Source organism: Aestuariivirga sp. (genome assembly GCF_041738905.1).
Lineage (GTDB): Bacteria > Pseudomonadota > Alphaproteobacteria > Rhizobiales > Aestuariivirgaceae > Aestuariivirga.
On sequence record NZ_JBGSOZ010000065.1, the window covers coordinates 1 to 13663 of the forward strand.

Genomic DNA, 13663 nt, shown 5'->3' on the forward strand with positions numbered 1-13663 from the left:
GCCAATCCTCAAGGCCGCACTTCAAAACCATCGGACCGAGCAGCCAGCCTCCCATGCAGTTGACCGCTTGGCCGATGCTGCATAAGGTTCAACCAGCGACGCCAGCCTTGGCATTTTCAACAGAGTACGGGACATCCCCGAGATCGCCGACCTTAAGCTTGCCTATGACGGGGAAGGCATGACGTTCAAGCGTGGTAATCCATTGGTCGGCATGCTTGGCGTTCTTCCATCCCGGCTTCTGTTCCTCGTGCACCTTCCGGGCCGCCTGTTCGAACGTCATGGCTGCGGCCTGCACACTGGCGGCGGCTTGGCGTTCCTCCAGCGGGTCGCGCTTGGCCTTAAGGAGCGACCGAGCCGCCAGTGCCTTCGCACGGGCCTCCGCTATGGTAACCTCCGGGTAGGCCCCTAGCCCCATGTCCCGGCGCTTACCTGTGACGGGCGAAACGAAACGCAGCATCCACTTTCCATGCCCCTTCAGCTTCCCAGCCTCCAACTTCAAGCCGGGAACAGTGCCGTCGCTCACCGCGTGTCCGGGCGCGATGTTGCGCGCCTTCATGTCCGTGATCTGTACCATCGTGCACCTCTTTGGCCCCACATCTGGCCCCACATCCTTAGTGGGCTTTCCTGATACGTCCTGATATGAGGTTGTTCAAAGATGCTTGAATACAATGGTTTATGCAAGACAGGTGGCTCAATCTGATCCAGTGTGATATTGATTATGGCGGTCTCCCCCTCCGCCAGTGTTGTTCATCAAAGCAATGATTTAAATGCAGAAATGGCGGAATGCTGACCCGCCACCGAGGGTCTTCTACAGACAAATTCAGAACCTGGCCTGAGGTCTGCCGGCAGATCACTCCCGAACTCGCCATGCCTAATTCCTGAAGCCAAGACGCGGCGTTGCGTGTGCCTCAGGGCCAGCTGTCTTTGCCGAGCAGATTGAGGGCGCCCAGGCCCACTGCCCCCATTTGCCTGTCGATCTGCTCAACCAGCGTGGTGCGCGAGAGATTGGCGACATGCAGCGGGAAATCCGCCAGTTCATTTTCGCGTGCCACGACCGTTATCGTTCGTGAAAAGCCGGGCACCGGCAATGGCAGCACGCGAAGCGGCATCTGCTCGACAAATCCGTCAATCAACAAACTCGGCGTGAGCAACGTGAAGCCCATGCCGTGCGCCACGCAAGCGGTGACCATGGACGAGCGGTCAGCCTGGATCACCTGCTGCGGCTTTGCCCTGATGCGGCGGAGGTGCTGGGTGATCTGACGGCCGACACTCGTGGAGTCGCCAAAGCGGATGAGCGGCAGTTTGGCCTGTACGGCTTCCAGCCTGTCGGTCGGCCCGCGATATTTCTCCGGCACGACGAGCAGGAAGGATTCCTGCAGTACAGGGTAACGCTCCAGGCCATCCATGTCGTAGAACGGATTGGATGTGATGGCGAGGTCCGCCGTCCTCGTGCGCAGAAGGTTTTCATGGTCGCCGCTCTGGCCCGCATGAAGGGTCACGTCCTGCACGCCGAAGCCCTTCCTGGCGAGGGTGACGAGCGGCGGCGTCAATGTCGTTGCGATCGACGCCAGAATGCCAAGGCGCAATACGCCAATGGGATGCGGGCCCTGATGGCGCATTTCCGTTTCCAAGTCGCCCACTACGTTGAGAATGCGGGCCGCGTGGCGGTGCAGCAGCGTGCCCACCTGGGTGAGGCGCGTGGGGCGCACGCTGCGATCGAAAAGCACAGCCTCATAGGCGCGTTCCAGCGAAGCAATATGCTGCGAGGCGGCCGATTGCGTCATGCCCAGCAATTGCGCTGCCGCCGTCATCTTGCCGGTTTCGGCCACCGCCACGAATACTTCCATGGCCTTGAGCAGGTTCGAGTTGATGGGCGCGCGTTTCTTCATCGGATGTCCTGATGTTGCTACTATAAGAAATCCTAATGATGAGCCTCCGTCAATTGAACTCTGGCGCGCGCTGTGAAAGCCTGCAGACTGGAAATTCGAATACAGGCTCAACACAATGCTGGCGGCAGACAAGACAAGACGAAGACGCACCGCAGGAGCAGAAGCAGCGCCGCGCGCAGCCTACATCCTGCGCAAGCTCGATACATTCAGCGTGCTCTCGGTGGAGGGCCTGTCGCTCATCGAGGCCAACGCCGATACAATCCTTCAAGAAACAGGCATGGAGTTCACCGGCGATCCTGAAATCCTCGATATCTTCCGCAACGCCGGATGCGACGTGAGGGAGACGCGTGTCCGCTTCGAGCGGGGCTTCTGCCGCCGCACCATTCAGGCCACGGCACCTGCCGCATTCACCCAGCATGCGCGCAACCCCGCCAACAACGTGCGCTTGGGTGGCAGCGCCACCGTGCTCTGCCCGTCCTGGGGACCACCCTTCGTGCATGACCTCGACGGGGGCCGCCGCTATGCGAGTTACGATGACTTCAAGACTCTGGTGAAGCTGCATCACACGCTGCCATGGCTGCATCATTCAGGCGGCGTTGTGTGTGAACCAGTTGACCTGCCTGCCAACAAGCGGCATCTGGACATGCTCTATGCCCACATCCGCCATTCCGACCGGGCGTTCATGGGGGCCTTCATCGGGGCTGAACGGGCGGGCCACGCGATAGACATGGCGCGCATCGTGTTCGGTGCCGAATTCGTAGCACAGAATCCTGTGCTCTATTGTGTGTCCAACACCAATGCGCCCCTGGTCATGGACTCGCACATGTCCGGCGCACTCAAGACTTATGCGCGGGCTGGCCAGCCGGTGGCCTGCACACCCTGGGTGCTGACCGGCGCCATGAGCCCCACGACCGTTGCCGGCACGCTCTCGCAAGTGCTGGCGGAAGCAACCGCATGCCTGGCACTGGTTCAACTCATTGCATCTGGTGCGCCGTGCCTCATGGGAAGTTTTGCCTCGACCATGTCGATGCAATCAGGCGCACCGACCTTCGGCACGCCGGAAGCCGGGCTCATGGTTCTGGCTGCCGGACAGCTGGCGCGGCGGCTGGGCGTTCCATTTCACACCGTGGGCACCCTCTCCGCTTCCAAGCTGCCTGATGCGCAAAGCGAACAGGAAGCTGCATGGGGCCTCATCATGTCGATGTTTGCCGGGGCCAATCTCATCAACCATGCCACTGGCTGGCTCGAGGGCGGGCTCGTCACATCCTTCGAGAAGACGATCATCGATCATGATCTCTGCGGCAAGGTGGCGCGCTTCTTTGACGGCATCGATCTCTCCGAGAATGCACAGGCGATGAGCGCCATTGCCGAGACCGGCCCCGGTCAACACTTTCTCGGTTCCAGCCATACGCTCGCCAACTTCATGGGCGCGCTGTTCCGCCCGCTGACGCCCGACAACAACTCCTTCGAGCAATGGCAGGCGGAAGGCAGCAAGGATGCTGCGCAGCGGGCCAATGCCATCTGGAAAAAGCAGCTCGAGAATTACGTGGACCCGGGCCTCGATCCTGCCATCGACGAGGCGCTGCGCGACTACATGGCGCGGATCAAGGCATCCCAACCCGATATGAACTACTTCTGATGCGTACCATCATTGTCATAGGCGGCGGCGCCATCGGCCTCAGCGTCGCCTATCATCTGGCCAAACGCGGCGAGAAGAACGTGACGCTTCTCGAGCGCAATCAGTTGACTTCCGGCACAAGCTGGCATGCGGCAGGGATTGTCGGTCCGCTGCGCGCCACGGCCAACATGACGAAGATCGCAAGCCACGCGCTGCAGCTGTTTCCGCAGCTTGAAGCCGAAACCGGCATGAGCACCGGCTATCGCAGCACGGGAGGCTATTGGCTGGCGCGCGAGCATGAGCGAATGGATGAGCTGCACCGCATTGCCGCCAGTGGCCGCCACATGGGGCTCACCCCGGAGATCATCTCACCTGCTGACGTTGCCGTACCGCAGCTCGACCTCTCCAGCCATGTGGGTGCGCTGAGAGTGCCCGAGGATGCCAATGTCAATCCGGTTGACCTTTGCATGGCCTATGCACGCGCCGCAAAAAACCATGGTGCAGTGATCCGCGAGGGGGTGAGCGTTACCCGCATTGTCACCCAAGGTGGCAGCGCCACCGGCGTTGTGCTGGCCGATGGCAGCGCCATGCCAGCCGATGCCGTGGTGTTGTGCGCTGGCGCATGGTCAAAGAAGCTCGCCCATGACGCGGGCCTCGCCCTGCCCCTGCAAGCAGTCGAGCACATGTACATTGTTACCGAGCCGATTCCGGGTCTGCCCAACCCCTTTCCTGTTGTGCGCGATCTCGACAGCGGCATTTACGTGAAGGGCGACGCGGGCAAGCTGGTCATTGGCGGATTCGAGCCCAATGCGAAGGTCTGGGACGCTCATGGCCCCGAGGGCAATCGTCCCTTCCTCGAGATGCCGGAGGACTGGGATCAGTTCGGCCCCTTCATGGAAGCAGCTCTCGCGCTCATCCCATCGCTTGCGACCGTCGGCATCCAGCATTTCATGAACGGGCCGGAAAGCTTCACGGTGGATACGCGCCCCCTGGTGGGTGAGGCCCCGCTGGTGGACGGGCTGTTCGTGGCGGCGGGCATGAACTCGGTCGGCATCATGAGTTCGGCCGGTATCGGAAAATACCTGGCGGACTGGATCGTGGATGGCGAGCAGCCCATCGACCTGTGGGAAGTCGACATCGCCCGCATTGATCCCGCCACGGCATCCGACAGCCACATGCAAGAGCGCATGATTGAGGCGGTATCTGATCTCTTTGCCATGCACTGGCCGTTCAAGCAGCCCACGGCAGGGCGTGGGTTGCGCCGTTCAGCGCTGCATGACAAGTGGGCGGCGCAAGGGGCCGTGTTCGGGTTGACAGCCGGTTGGGAACGCGGGTTGTGGTACGCCACAGACGAGAGCGAAAGGAAACTGCCCTATTCAGTGGGCGTGCAGGCCTGGCAAGGGATCGCCGAGCGCGAGGCCGCACAAATGGCGAAAGGCACGGCGCTGATCGACCTTTCCCCCTTCACGAAGATCGACGTGAAAGGGATTGATGCGGAAGCATTCCTGCAGCGTCTCTGCACCGCCAATGTGGCCCGGGAAATTGGCCGCGCCGTCTATTTGCTGATGCTGAACGCGCGCGGCGGAATCGAGATGGATGTCACGGTCACGCGGCTGGATGAGCGGACATTCCGCATCACTTCAGGTGCCGCTACGCGCCAGCGCGACCTTGCCTTCCTGCGCCGTTCCTTGCGCGGCGAAACCGTCAGCATTACTGATCGCACGGAAGACTTCTGCGTCATCGGCGCAATGGGGGCGAATGCCCGTTCAGCATTGCAAGGCATCTCTGACGATGACTGGACGGATTTCCCCTTCTCCACCTGCCGGGATGTCACCATTGCCGGCGTAACCTGCTCGGCGACGCGGCTGAGCTTCGTTGGAGAGCTTGGGTGGGAGATCAGCGTTGCCGCCGCGCACGCCGTTGGTGTGTTCGATGCACTCATCAGTGCTGACGCCAAGCCCATGGGCCACCACGCGCTCAATGGCTGCCGCATCGAGAAGGGTTATCGCCACTGGGGCCATGATCTTGGCCCGGAGCTTACGCCTCTGGAAACCGGTCTCGGCTTTGCCATAGACTGGTCGAAGCAATTCAAAGGCAAGGCGGCACTCGAAAAGCAGAAGGCGCAGGGCCTGTCGCGCCGCATGGTGCTGCTCGCGATTGAAGGCGATCCGCTCATCCTGCATGACGAGCCTGTTTATCAGAATGGCCAGCATGTTGGCGGTGTCACGTCAGGCGCAAAGGGCGTTCGCACCGGTCTCACGCTTGCGCTGGCCCTGCTTTTGACTGGCACGAGCGACGACGTGGAAGTGGAAGTAGCGGGCAAGCGGTATCCGGCTCATGTTCTGGCCAAACCGCCGTTTGATCCGGGCGGCGCGAGGATGAAAGCATGAGTGATGTACAGGCCGTCATCATCGGCGGCGGGGCAATGGGGGTGTCCCTCCTCTATCACCTCGTCAAGTCGGGCTGGTATGATTGTGTGTTGGTCGAGAAGAATGATCTCACCCACGGCTCCACCTGGCATGCGGCGGGACTGTGTACACATTTTGCACATAACCCCACCATCCAGGAACTGCGCGCCACTTCGGTTCGCCTGTATCGTGATATTCTCCCGCAGGAGACCGGGCAGTCCTGCGGCTTTCATCGCTCAGGGGCCATGCGTGTTACCCGCAATCCGGAGCGGATGGATGAATTCCGCCATGTCGCTGGCCTTTCAGAGTTCACCGGCTATCCGCTCGAGATCATCGACCGGGCGCGCATTGCAGAACTGCATCCGCTGGCTAAACTCGACGGTCTGCTCGGTGGCATCTTTGAACCGGATGATGGCCACGTCGACCCCTCGCTTGCCACCAATGCTATGGGGCAAGTCGCGGTGCGCCACGGTGCCGTCATTCAGCGCTACAATCCCGTGCACGCCATTCGCCGCGAGGGTGATCGCTGGATCGTTGAAACCGCCAGGGGCACGCTCAGCGCCGTTCATCTCGTCAATGCCGCCGGCACCTGGGGCTTTGAAATCGGCCGCATGATGGGCGTCAACGTGCCTTCTGTGCCAGTGCTGCATCAGTACCTGGTGACAGACACGATCCCCGAAATTGCGGCGCGGCAGAAGGCGGGTGCACCGGAGCTGCCGATCATCCGCGATCCGGAAGAAAGCTGGTACCTGCGGCAGGAGCGCGATGGGTTCATTCTCGGCCCCTATGAAAGACAAGCGCAGGTCTGGTCGGTGGACGGTGTTCCGCCGGCCTTTGGCGCGGAGTTGATGCCGCCAGATCTCGAGCGGGTCGAACACATCATCGAGATGGCGATGGCGCGCGTGCCGGCAATCGGCAATGGCGGCGTCAAGACCGTCATCAATGGGCCCATTACCTTCACACCGGATGCAAACCCGCTCATTGGCCCTGCGCATGGCGTGCCCAACGCCTGGCTGCTCACGGGGTCGTCCATGGGCGTCATGGAAGGTGGTGGCGCTGGCAAATTCCTTGCCCACTGGATGACGCATGGCGCGCCGTTGATGGATGCACTCGCCGTTGACCCGCGCCGCTTTGGCGCGTGGGCCGACCGGGACTATCGTGTCGCCAAGGCGATCGAGTGCTTTGGCCTGCAATTTGGAGTGCACTACCCGTTTGAGGAACGGCCCGCGGCCCGCAACGTCCGCATGTCCGCGCTGCATGACCTGATGGTGGAACGCGGTGCAGTGATGGGAGCGCCACATGCGTCGGAGCGGCCCAACTGGTTCTCCACCAAGCCGCAGGATGTGACGCAGGACAGCTTCCGCCGCACCAACTGGTTCGAGGCGGTGGCGCGCGAAATCGATGCCGTGCAAAACCGCGTGGCTCTGGCTGATCTTTCGGTGTTCTCGAAGTTCGAAGTTTCAGGCGCCGATACGCTGCGCTTTCTCGATTGCCTGGGGGCCAACAGGCCACCGAAGCCCGGGCGCGTTGGCCTCACGCATGTACTCACCCCTGCTGGCGGCGTTGCATCGGAATTCACCATTGCAGTGCTCAGCGAAGGTCACGCCTACCTCACATCCGCTGCGGCGTCCGAGGAAATGGACCTTGATGTGCTCACCGCGCGCGCTTCAGGATACGACGTGAAGATCATCAACCAGACGGATGCGCTCTCCGTCATCGGGTTGATGGGCCCCCGCTCGATTGATGTATTGCGTTCGATATCCGATGACGATTTCGGATCTTGGCTCTCGGTCCAGAGCATGAACATCGCAGGCGTCAGCGCCCGCGTGCTGCGCGTGTCTTATGTCGGCGAACTCGGCTTTGAACTGCACCTGCCCCGCGCTGATGCGGCCCGGGTTTTCCTGGCGCTTGAAAGCGCGGGCAAGCCCTTCAGCATCGGTCATTATGGAGCCTATGCCGCCAATTCCATGCGGCTTGAAAAGGGCTATCGTGCCTGGGGCTATGATCTTACGACCGAGCGGTCACCACTTGAAAATGGCCTCGCGCCGCTCGTCAAGACCGAAGGCCGCGAGTTCATCGGGCGGGATGCCATGCTCGCAAAGCCCAGGCCATGGGACATGGTGTTACTTACCATCGACACGGCCGAAGACATCGAACCGTTCTATTCGCATGCCGTGTTTGCAGGTGGAAAGCCTGTGGGCGTCGTGACATCGGGTGCCTATTGTCACCGGGTGAAGCAATCGCTTGCCCTTGCCTTTCTCCGCGATGCCGAGGCCCGCACTGGCCTTACCGTCAAGATGCTGGGCCGCGAATTCACGGCGCGCATCCTGGGTGCAGCGCCCTATGACGCCGCCAACGGCCGCATGAAGGTTTAGGAGCAAGAGATGGACAAACCCCTCCCCACTGACTGGTCAACCGCTGCCACGGCCGAACGGCGCAACACTTTTTATGCCGCCTCGCAGAAGAAGTTCGTGCCGTTCAAGGAGCCCATGGTGTTCCGCAAGGGCGCGATGCAGTACCTGTGGGATGTCGAGGGCAAGAGGTACATCGATCTGCTCGCCATGAACGTGTGCATCTCGGTCGGACACTCCCACCCCAAGGTGGTGAAGGCGGCCATGGACCAGGCACAAGACCTCACCCACTGCACGACCATGTTCTATCACCCGGTGCCTGCGCATTTTGCCGAAGAACTGGCTGCAACCATGCCCAAAGGCCAGGAATGGGTGGTGCACTTCACCAACTCGGGCTCGGAGGCCATCGACCTCGCCATGGTGATGGCGCGCACGTTTACAGGCCATCTGGACCTGCTGGCGCTGCGCACCGCCTATCATGGGCCGACATCTGCCGCACAATCCGTCACCGGCATTGCGGCCTTCCGCCACCCCGGCATGCCGGGGAATGTTGCCTTCGTGGCAGAGCCCAATCAGTATCGCGGTGTCTACGGCGCGACGGTCGATCCCTATCTCGATGAAATCGAACAGGCCATCGCTGCCGCAACCACAGGCCGCGTCGCTGGCATTCTCGTTGAGAGCGTGCAGGGCTATGGCGGCATCATCGAAATGCCGAAGGGCTATATGTCAGGCGCCGCAGAACGGGTGCGCGCCGCCGGTGGCCTGTACATCGCCGATGAAGTGCAATCGGGCTTTGGCCGCACCGGCGACCATATGTGGGGCTTTGAGCAGGATGGCGTGGTGCCCGACATCGTGGTGTTGGCAAAGGGCATCGGCAACGGTTTTCCGCTGGGCGCCGTGGTGGCGCGAAAGGCCATTGGCGATGTGATGGCCGAGAAATTCATGTTCCACACCTATGGGGCCCATCCCACCTCGTGCGCGGCGGGCCGCGCCGTGCTGCAGGTCATCCGTGAGGAGCGCACGCAGCAGAATGCAAAGGCTGTAGGTGCCGTGCTGCTCGAACGATTGAAGGATTTGCAGCAACGCCACAAGGCGATCGGCGATGTACGGGGGCGCGGGCTGATGCTTGCCATCGAAATGGTGAAGGACCGCAAGAGCAAGGAGCCCGATGCGGAAACGACCGCTGCCGTGTTCGAAAAGTGCCGCGACCAGGGCCTCATTCTGTCGAAGTCCGGCCCCAACCGTTCGGTGCTGCGCATGGTGCCGCCCATGTGCCTGTCGCTCGAAGATGTGGACCAGGTGGCCGAGGGGCTGGACCGCGCTTTCAATGAGGTGGCCACGTGAGCCACCCCATCATCGCGCTGTGGTCACACCCGCGCTCGATGTCCACCGCCTTCGAGCGCATCATGCGGACACGAGGCGATCTCAAGTGCCTGCACGAACCTTTCATGTACGACTACTACATTCACCGTTCGAAACGGGAAATGCCGCATTTCGACGCGAAAGACGATCACCCGCGCGACTATCAGAGCATTCGCGACATGATCCTCGCCAAGGCCGAAAGTTCACCCGTGTTCTTCAAGGACATGAGTTACTATGTGATGCCACATCTGTTTGATGATCCGGAGTTCGTTGACCGGGTCACTCACTCCTTTCTGGTGAGGGAGCCCGTGGCCTCCATCGTTTCCTATGCCAAACTTGATCCTGAGTTGACGCTGGAAGAGATCGGCATCGAGGCACAGTGGCGGCATTTCGAGAGACTGCCAAAGGCAGTCGTGGTGTTGAGCGAGGATGTGCGCAGCGATGCAGCGGGGACGATGCAGCGCTACTGGAGTGCAGTCGGGCTTGCAGACAAGCCGCAAGCACTGGATTGGAACCAACCTGCGCCAGAGGACTGGCAGCAGGTTTCCGGCTGGCACAAGGATGTAATGACGAGCAAAGGCATCAAGCCACTGGAGTCAGACCATGAAGCCCGGACGCAAGCACAATTTGCCCAGCTCGTGGCGGAGCAGCCGCGTTTCCAGAAGTTCTATGAGCATCACAAGGCGTTTTACGACCTGCTCAGAGCGCGGGCGATCTAGAAGTCCATCGCGTCAGGAGTGATGGCTCAGGTCATTCCTTCACGGCACCCGTCATGGACGAGACATAGTAGTCCACGAAGAACGAATAGAGGATCACCACGGGCAGCGAACCAAATAGAGCCCCGGCCATCAGCGCCCCCCATTCGAAGATGTCGCCGCGCACCAGTTCGGTGAGAACGCCCACCGGCACAGTCTTGTTCTCCGACGACTGGATGAAGGTGAGCGCGTAGATGAACTCGTTCCACGACAGCGTGAAAGCGAAGATGCCGGCCGAAATCAGCCCCGGCACGGCCAGCGGCAGGATGATCCGCCGCAGGATCTGCCAGCGGGTGGCGCCGTCGACCAGTGCGCTTTCCTCAAGCTCATAGGGGATCGAGCGGAAATAGCCCATCAGCAGCCAGGTGCAGAAGGGAATGAGGAAGGTGGGATAGGTGAAGATGAGTGCAAACTTCGAATCGTAGATGCCGAGATTGAAGACGATGAAGGCCAGCGGAATGAAGAGGATCGATGGCGGCACCAGATAGGCGAGGAAGATCAGCAGGCCGAAAGTGCGGGCACCCGTGAAGCGCACGCGCTCGATGGCGTAGGCCGCGAAGACCGAGGCAAAGAGCGAGAGGAAGGTGGCGGCCGTCGAGATCAGCAACGTATTCCACAGCCAGCCCGGATAGGATGTTTCGAACAGCAGATACTTGATATGTTCCAGCGTCGGGCCCACCACCCAGAACGGGCTGTAGTTTTCGTAATCGGTGAGCTGCGAGTTGGGCTTCACCGCGGTGATCGCCATCCAGTAGAACGGGAACAGCAGCACGAAGACGAATATGGCGAGCGGCAGATAGATCAGCACCACCCGCCGCGGCAGGTTGCTCAGGTAGCTCATGCCTTCGGATTCGTCGTGGAACTCGTCAGGGGTAATTGTCTTTGATGGATTTACCATGATGTGCCCCCTCAGTCCTGTCCGCCCTGTTGCCATTTGCGGCGCTGCAGCCCGAAGAAGCTGAACAGGATTGCCGCGAGCAGGAACGGGATCATCGACACGGCAATGGCAGCACCTTCGCCAAGCTGACCACCGGGAATGCCGCGCTGGAACGACAGCGTCGCCATGAGATGTGTTGCGTTCACCGGGCCGCCCTTGGTCAGCACGTAGATCAGCTGGAAGTCGGTGAAGGTGAACAGCACCGAGAAGGTCATCACCACTGCGATGATGGGCGTCAGCATTGGCAGTGTTACATAGCGGAAACGCTTCCACGGCGTGGCACCATCGAGCGAGGCGGCTTCCTGCAGCGATACGGGGATCGTCTGCAATCCGGCAAGCAGCGAGATCGCCACGAAGGGAATGCCGCGCCAGACATTGGCGGCGATGACGGAGAGGCGCGCGTTGAGCGGATCGCCAAGGAAATTGATGGGGGTGTCGATCAGGCCGAGCTTCATCAGCGACCACGAGAGAATGGAAAACTGCGCATCGTAGATCCACCAGAAGGCGAGCGCCGAGAGAACCGTAGGCACCACCCATGGCAGCAGCACGATGGCGCGGAAGAATGATTTGTAGGGGAGCTTCTCGTTGAGGATCAGCGCCAGCCAGAGGCCGAGCACGAACTTCAGGATCGATGCGACGACGGTGTAGACGACGGTGTTGAAGACCGAGAGCCAGAACACCTGATCGTCCATCAGGTAGGCATAGTTCTCGAGGCCGATGAAATCGCCCGCGCGGCCAATCCGCGTATCGGTGAAGCCCAGCCAGACGCCCAGCCCCAATGGATAGGTGAGGAAGCCGATCAGGAAGATCGCGGCGGGCAGCATGAAGATGATGCCGAGCGCGTTCCTGTTGTTGTTGAAGCGCGACAGTATCGTTCCTGACCGCTCAGGTGATGCGGTGGTGGATGAGCTGGTCATGCCGCGTGCCTCTTTAGCGAACTCTTGAGTAAGTTGCGGGCCACCCGCATGAAGCAAATGGCCCGCAGCGTTGCGAGATCAGACCTTGTAGTAGCGATTTGCGCGCTTCTCGGCCTGGGTGATCGCCTCTTCAGGCGTTGCGGCACCCGTGACGACGGACGCGAACATGTCAACCACCACATAGTCGGCCATGACGGCGGCAGAGGCATAGCCCAGCGGCCCGGCATAGCCGTTCGGCTGGAGCGTCGCCGAAGCAACGGCATATGGTGCATGCAGCGGGTCTGCGGTCCAGATGGGATTGTCGGCGAAGGCCTTGAGCGGCTGGCAGCAATAGGCGCTGGAGCCGGTGATCCAGGCGTTCATCTGCTCGGCTTCGAACATGAACTTCAGATAGGCCTTGCAGGCGTTGGGGAACTTCGTGTGGTTGAACACGATGGCCTGCGTCGTCTGATGCAGTTCGACGCTCTTACCTACGGGACCGACGGGGAAGTTCACGGTGCGGAGATCGGCCACCATGTCCTTCAGCTTCTCGTCCTTCTTGGCGGCGTAGTAGAGCGAAACGCCGTTGGCCGTCAGCGACACCTGACCCGCGAGGAAGGCGCGGTTGTTGTTGATGTCAAGCCAGCTTTCCGTGCCCGGAATGAAGGTGTCGTAGAGCGCCTTGGCGTAGTTCAAAGCCGCGAGCGTTTCGGGGCTGTTGATGGCCACGACGCCGTTCTCGTCCACCATTTTGCCACCATGGCTCCACAGCAGCCAGTGAGCGTAGTTGTTGCCGTCGCCCACGGCCTTGCCATGCGCGAAGCCAGCCGGTGTGCCCTTGGCCTGCATCGCCTTGCAGAGTTCAAGGAAGCCTGCGGTGTCCTTCGGGAATTCCTTGAAGCCCGCCGCCTCGATATGGCTCTGGCGATAGCAGATGGCGTTGCCGATGGCGGCCAGCGGCAAGGCGATGTACTTGTCGCCACGCGTGGCATAGCCCTTGAGGCCTTCATAGAAGCCGCCGTACTTGCCATCGAGATAGGTGCCAAGGTCCGTCAGGTCGACCAGCTTGTCGGGATATTGGTGCGGGTCGTCGAACCAGCAGAGAACCATGTCGGGGCCGGATCCGACGTTCGCGGCCACGGCCGACTTCGGGCGGATGTCTTCCCAGCTTTCCTTGTCGACGCGGACTTCGACGCCGGTCGCCTCGGTGAACTTCTTGGTGTTGGCAAGCCAGGCATCTTCATCGCCCTGGACAAAGGGCGACCAGCGCAGAAGACGAAGGCTGGCGCCTTCTTCTGGCGTATAGCTTGGCTCCTGCGCGAAGGCCGGGTTGCTTCCGCCGAGCCCGAGTCCGGCTGTAGCTGCAAGTCCTGCGGCCGACACCGCAAGCAGATCGCGTCTGTTGATTTTCATTGCTTTCCTCCTAAGCGTTTCCGGGAAGTTGCGA

The 13663-nt window shown here is 61.0% G+C and carries 10 protein-coding genes; 5 read left to right on the forward strand and 5 right to left on the reverse strand.

The genetic code is table 11. From position 1 onward, the window contains the following. Positions 1 to 88: 88 nt before the first annotated feature. Together ACEW8Q_RS04960 and ACEW8Q_RS04965 are read right to left on the reverse strand one after the other, a co-directional pair. Positions 89 to 574: an integrase arm-type DNA-binding domain-containing protein gene (locus tag ACEW8Q_RS04960; protein WP_373502947.1), complete on the reverse strand. Its 486-nt coding sequence runs from the start codon at positions 572 to 574 to the stop codon at positions 89 to 91. Positions 575 to 908: 334 nt separating this feature from the next. Beyond that, positions 909 to 1889: a LysR family transcriptional regulator gene (locus ACEW8Q_RS04965; RefSeq protein ID WP_373502948.1), complete on the reverse strand. Its 981-nt coding sequence runs from the start codon at positions 1887 to 1889 to the stop codon at positions 909 to 911. 115 nt (positions 1890 to 2004) lie between these two features. Here ACEW8Q_RS04965 and ACEW8Q_RS04970 point away from each other — a divergent pair, with 115 nt between their 5' ends. Genes ACEW8Q_RS04970 through ACEW8Q_RS04990 form a run of 5 tightly spaced genes read left to right on the forward strand, consistent with a single transcriptional unit; the run spans position 2005 to position 10347 of the window. Continuing rightward, entirely contained in the window at positions 2005 to 3528 is a 1524-nt protein-coding gene (locus ACEW8Q_RS04970; protein ID WP_373502949.1) for a trimethylamine methyltransferase family protein, read from the forward strand. After that, a complete protein-coding gene (locus ACEW8Q_RS04975; RefSeq protein ID WP_373502950.1) occupies positions 3528 to 5897 on the forward strand; it encodes an FAD-dependent oxidoreductase in 2370 nt (789 codons plus the stop codon). The genes ACEW8Q_RS04970 and ACEW8Q_RS04975 overlap by 1 nt, the downstream gene beginning before the upstream one ends. Next, positions 5894 to 8290: an FAD-dependent oxidoreductase gene (locus tag ACEW8Q_RS04980; RefSeq protein ID WP_373502951.1), complete on the forward strand. Its 2397-nt coding sequence runs from the start codon at positions 5894 to 5896 to the stop codon at positions 8288 to 8290. The genes ACEW8Q_RS04975 and ACEW8Q_RS04980 overlap by 4 nt, the downstream gene beginning before the upstream one ends. Positions 8291 to 8299: 9 nt before the next feature. Next, a complete protein-coding gene (locus tag ACEW8Q_RS04985; RefSeq protein ID WP_373502952.1) occupies positions 8300 to 9610 on the forward strand; it encodes an aspartate aminotransferase family protein in 1311 nt (436 codons plus the stop codon). Continuing rightward, positions 9607 to 10347: a hypothetical protein gene (locus ACEW8Q_RS04990; protein WP_373502953.1), complete on the forward strand. Its 741-nt coding sequence runs from the start codon at positions 9607 to 9609 to the stop codon at positions 10345 to 10347. The genes ACEW8Q_RS04985 and ACEW8Q_RS04990 overlap by 4 nt, the downstream gene beginning before the upstream one ends. A gap of 31 nt (positions 10348 to 10378) precedes the next feature. Here ACEW8Q_RS04990 and ACEW8Q_RS04995 read toward each other — a convergent pair whose 3' ends face one another. The 3 genes from ACEW8Q_RS04995 to ACEW8Q_RS05005 all read right to left on the reverse strand — a co-directional run bounded on the left by ACEW8Q_RS04995 (position 10379) and on the right by ACEW8Q_RS05005 (position 13629). Then, complete coding sequence (locus tag ACEW8Q_RS04995) at positions 10379 to 11281, reverse strand: carbohydrate ABC transporter permease (RefSeq protein ID WP_373502954.1); 903 nt, start codon at positions 11279 to 11281, stop codon at positions 10379 to 10381. Between the two features lie 11 nt (positions 11282 to 11292). Then, positions 11293 to 12237 carry a carbohydrate ABC transporter permease gene (locus ACEW8Q_RS05000; RefSeq protein ID WP_373502955.1) on the reverse strand — a complete coding sequence of 315 codons (945 nt, stop codon included), beginning with the start codon at positions 12235 to 12237 and terminating at the stop codon, positions 11293 to 11295. Between the two features lie 78 nt (positions 12238 to 12315). After that, positions 12316 to 13629, reverse strand: a complete 1314-nt coding sequence (locus tag ACEW8Q_RS05005) for an ABC transporter substrate-binding protein (protein WP_373502956.1) — start codon at positions 13627 to 13629, stop codon at positions 12316 to 12318. Positions 13630 to 13663: the final 34 nt, after the last annotated feature.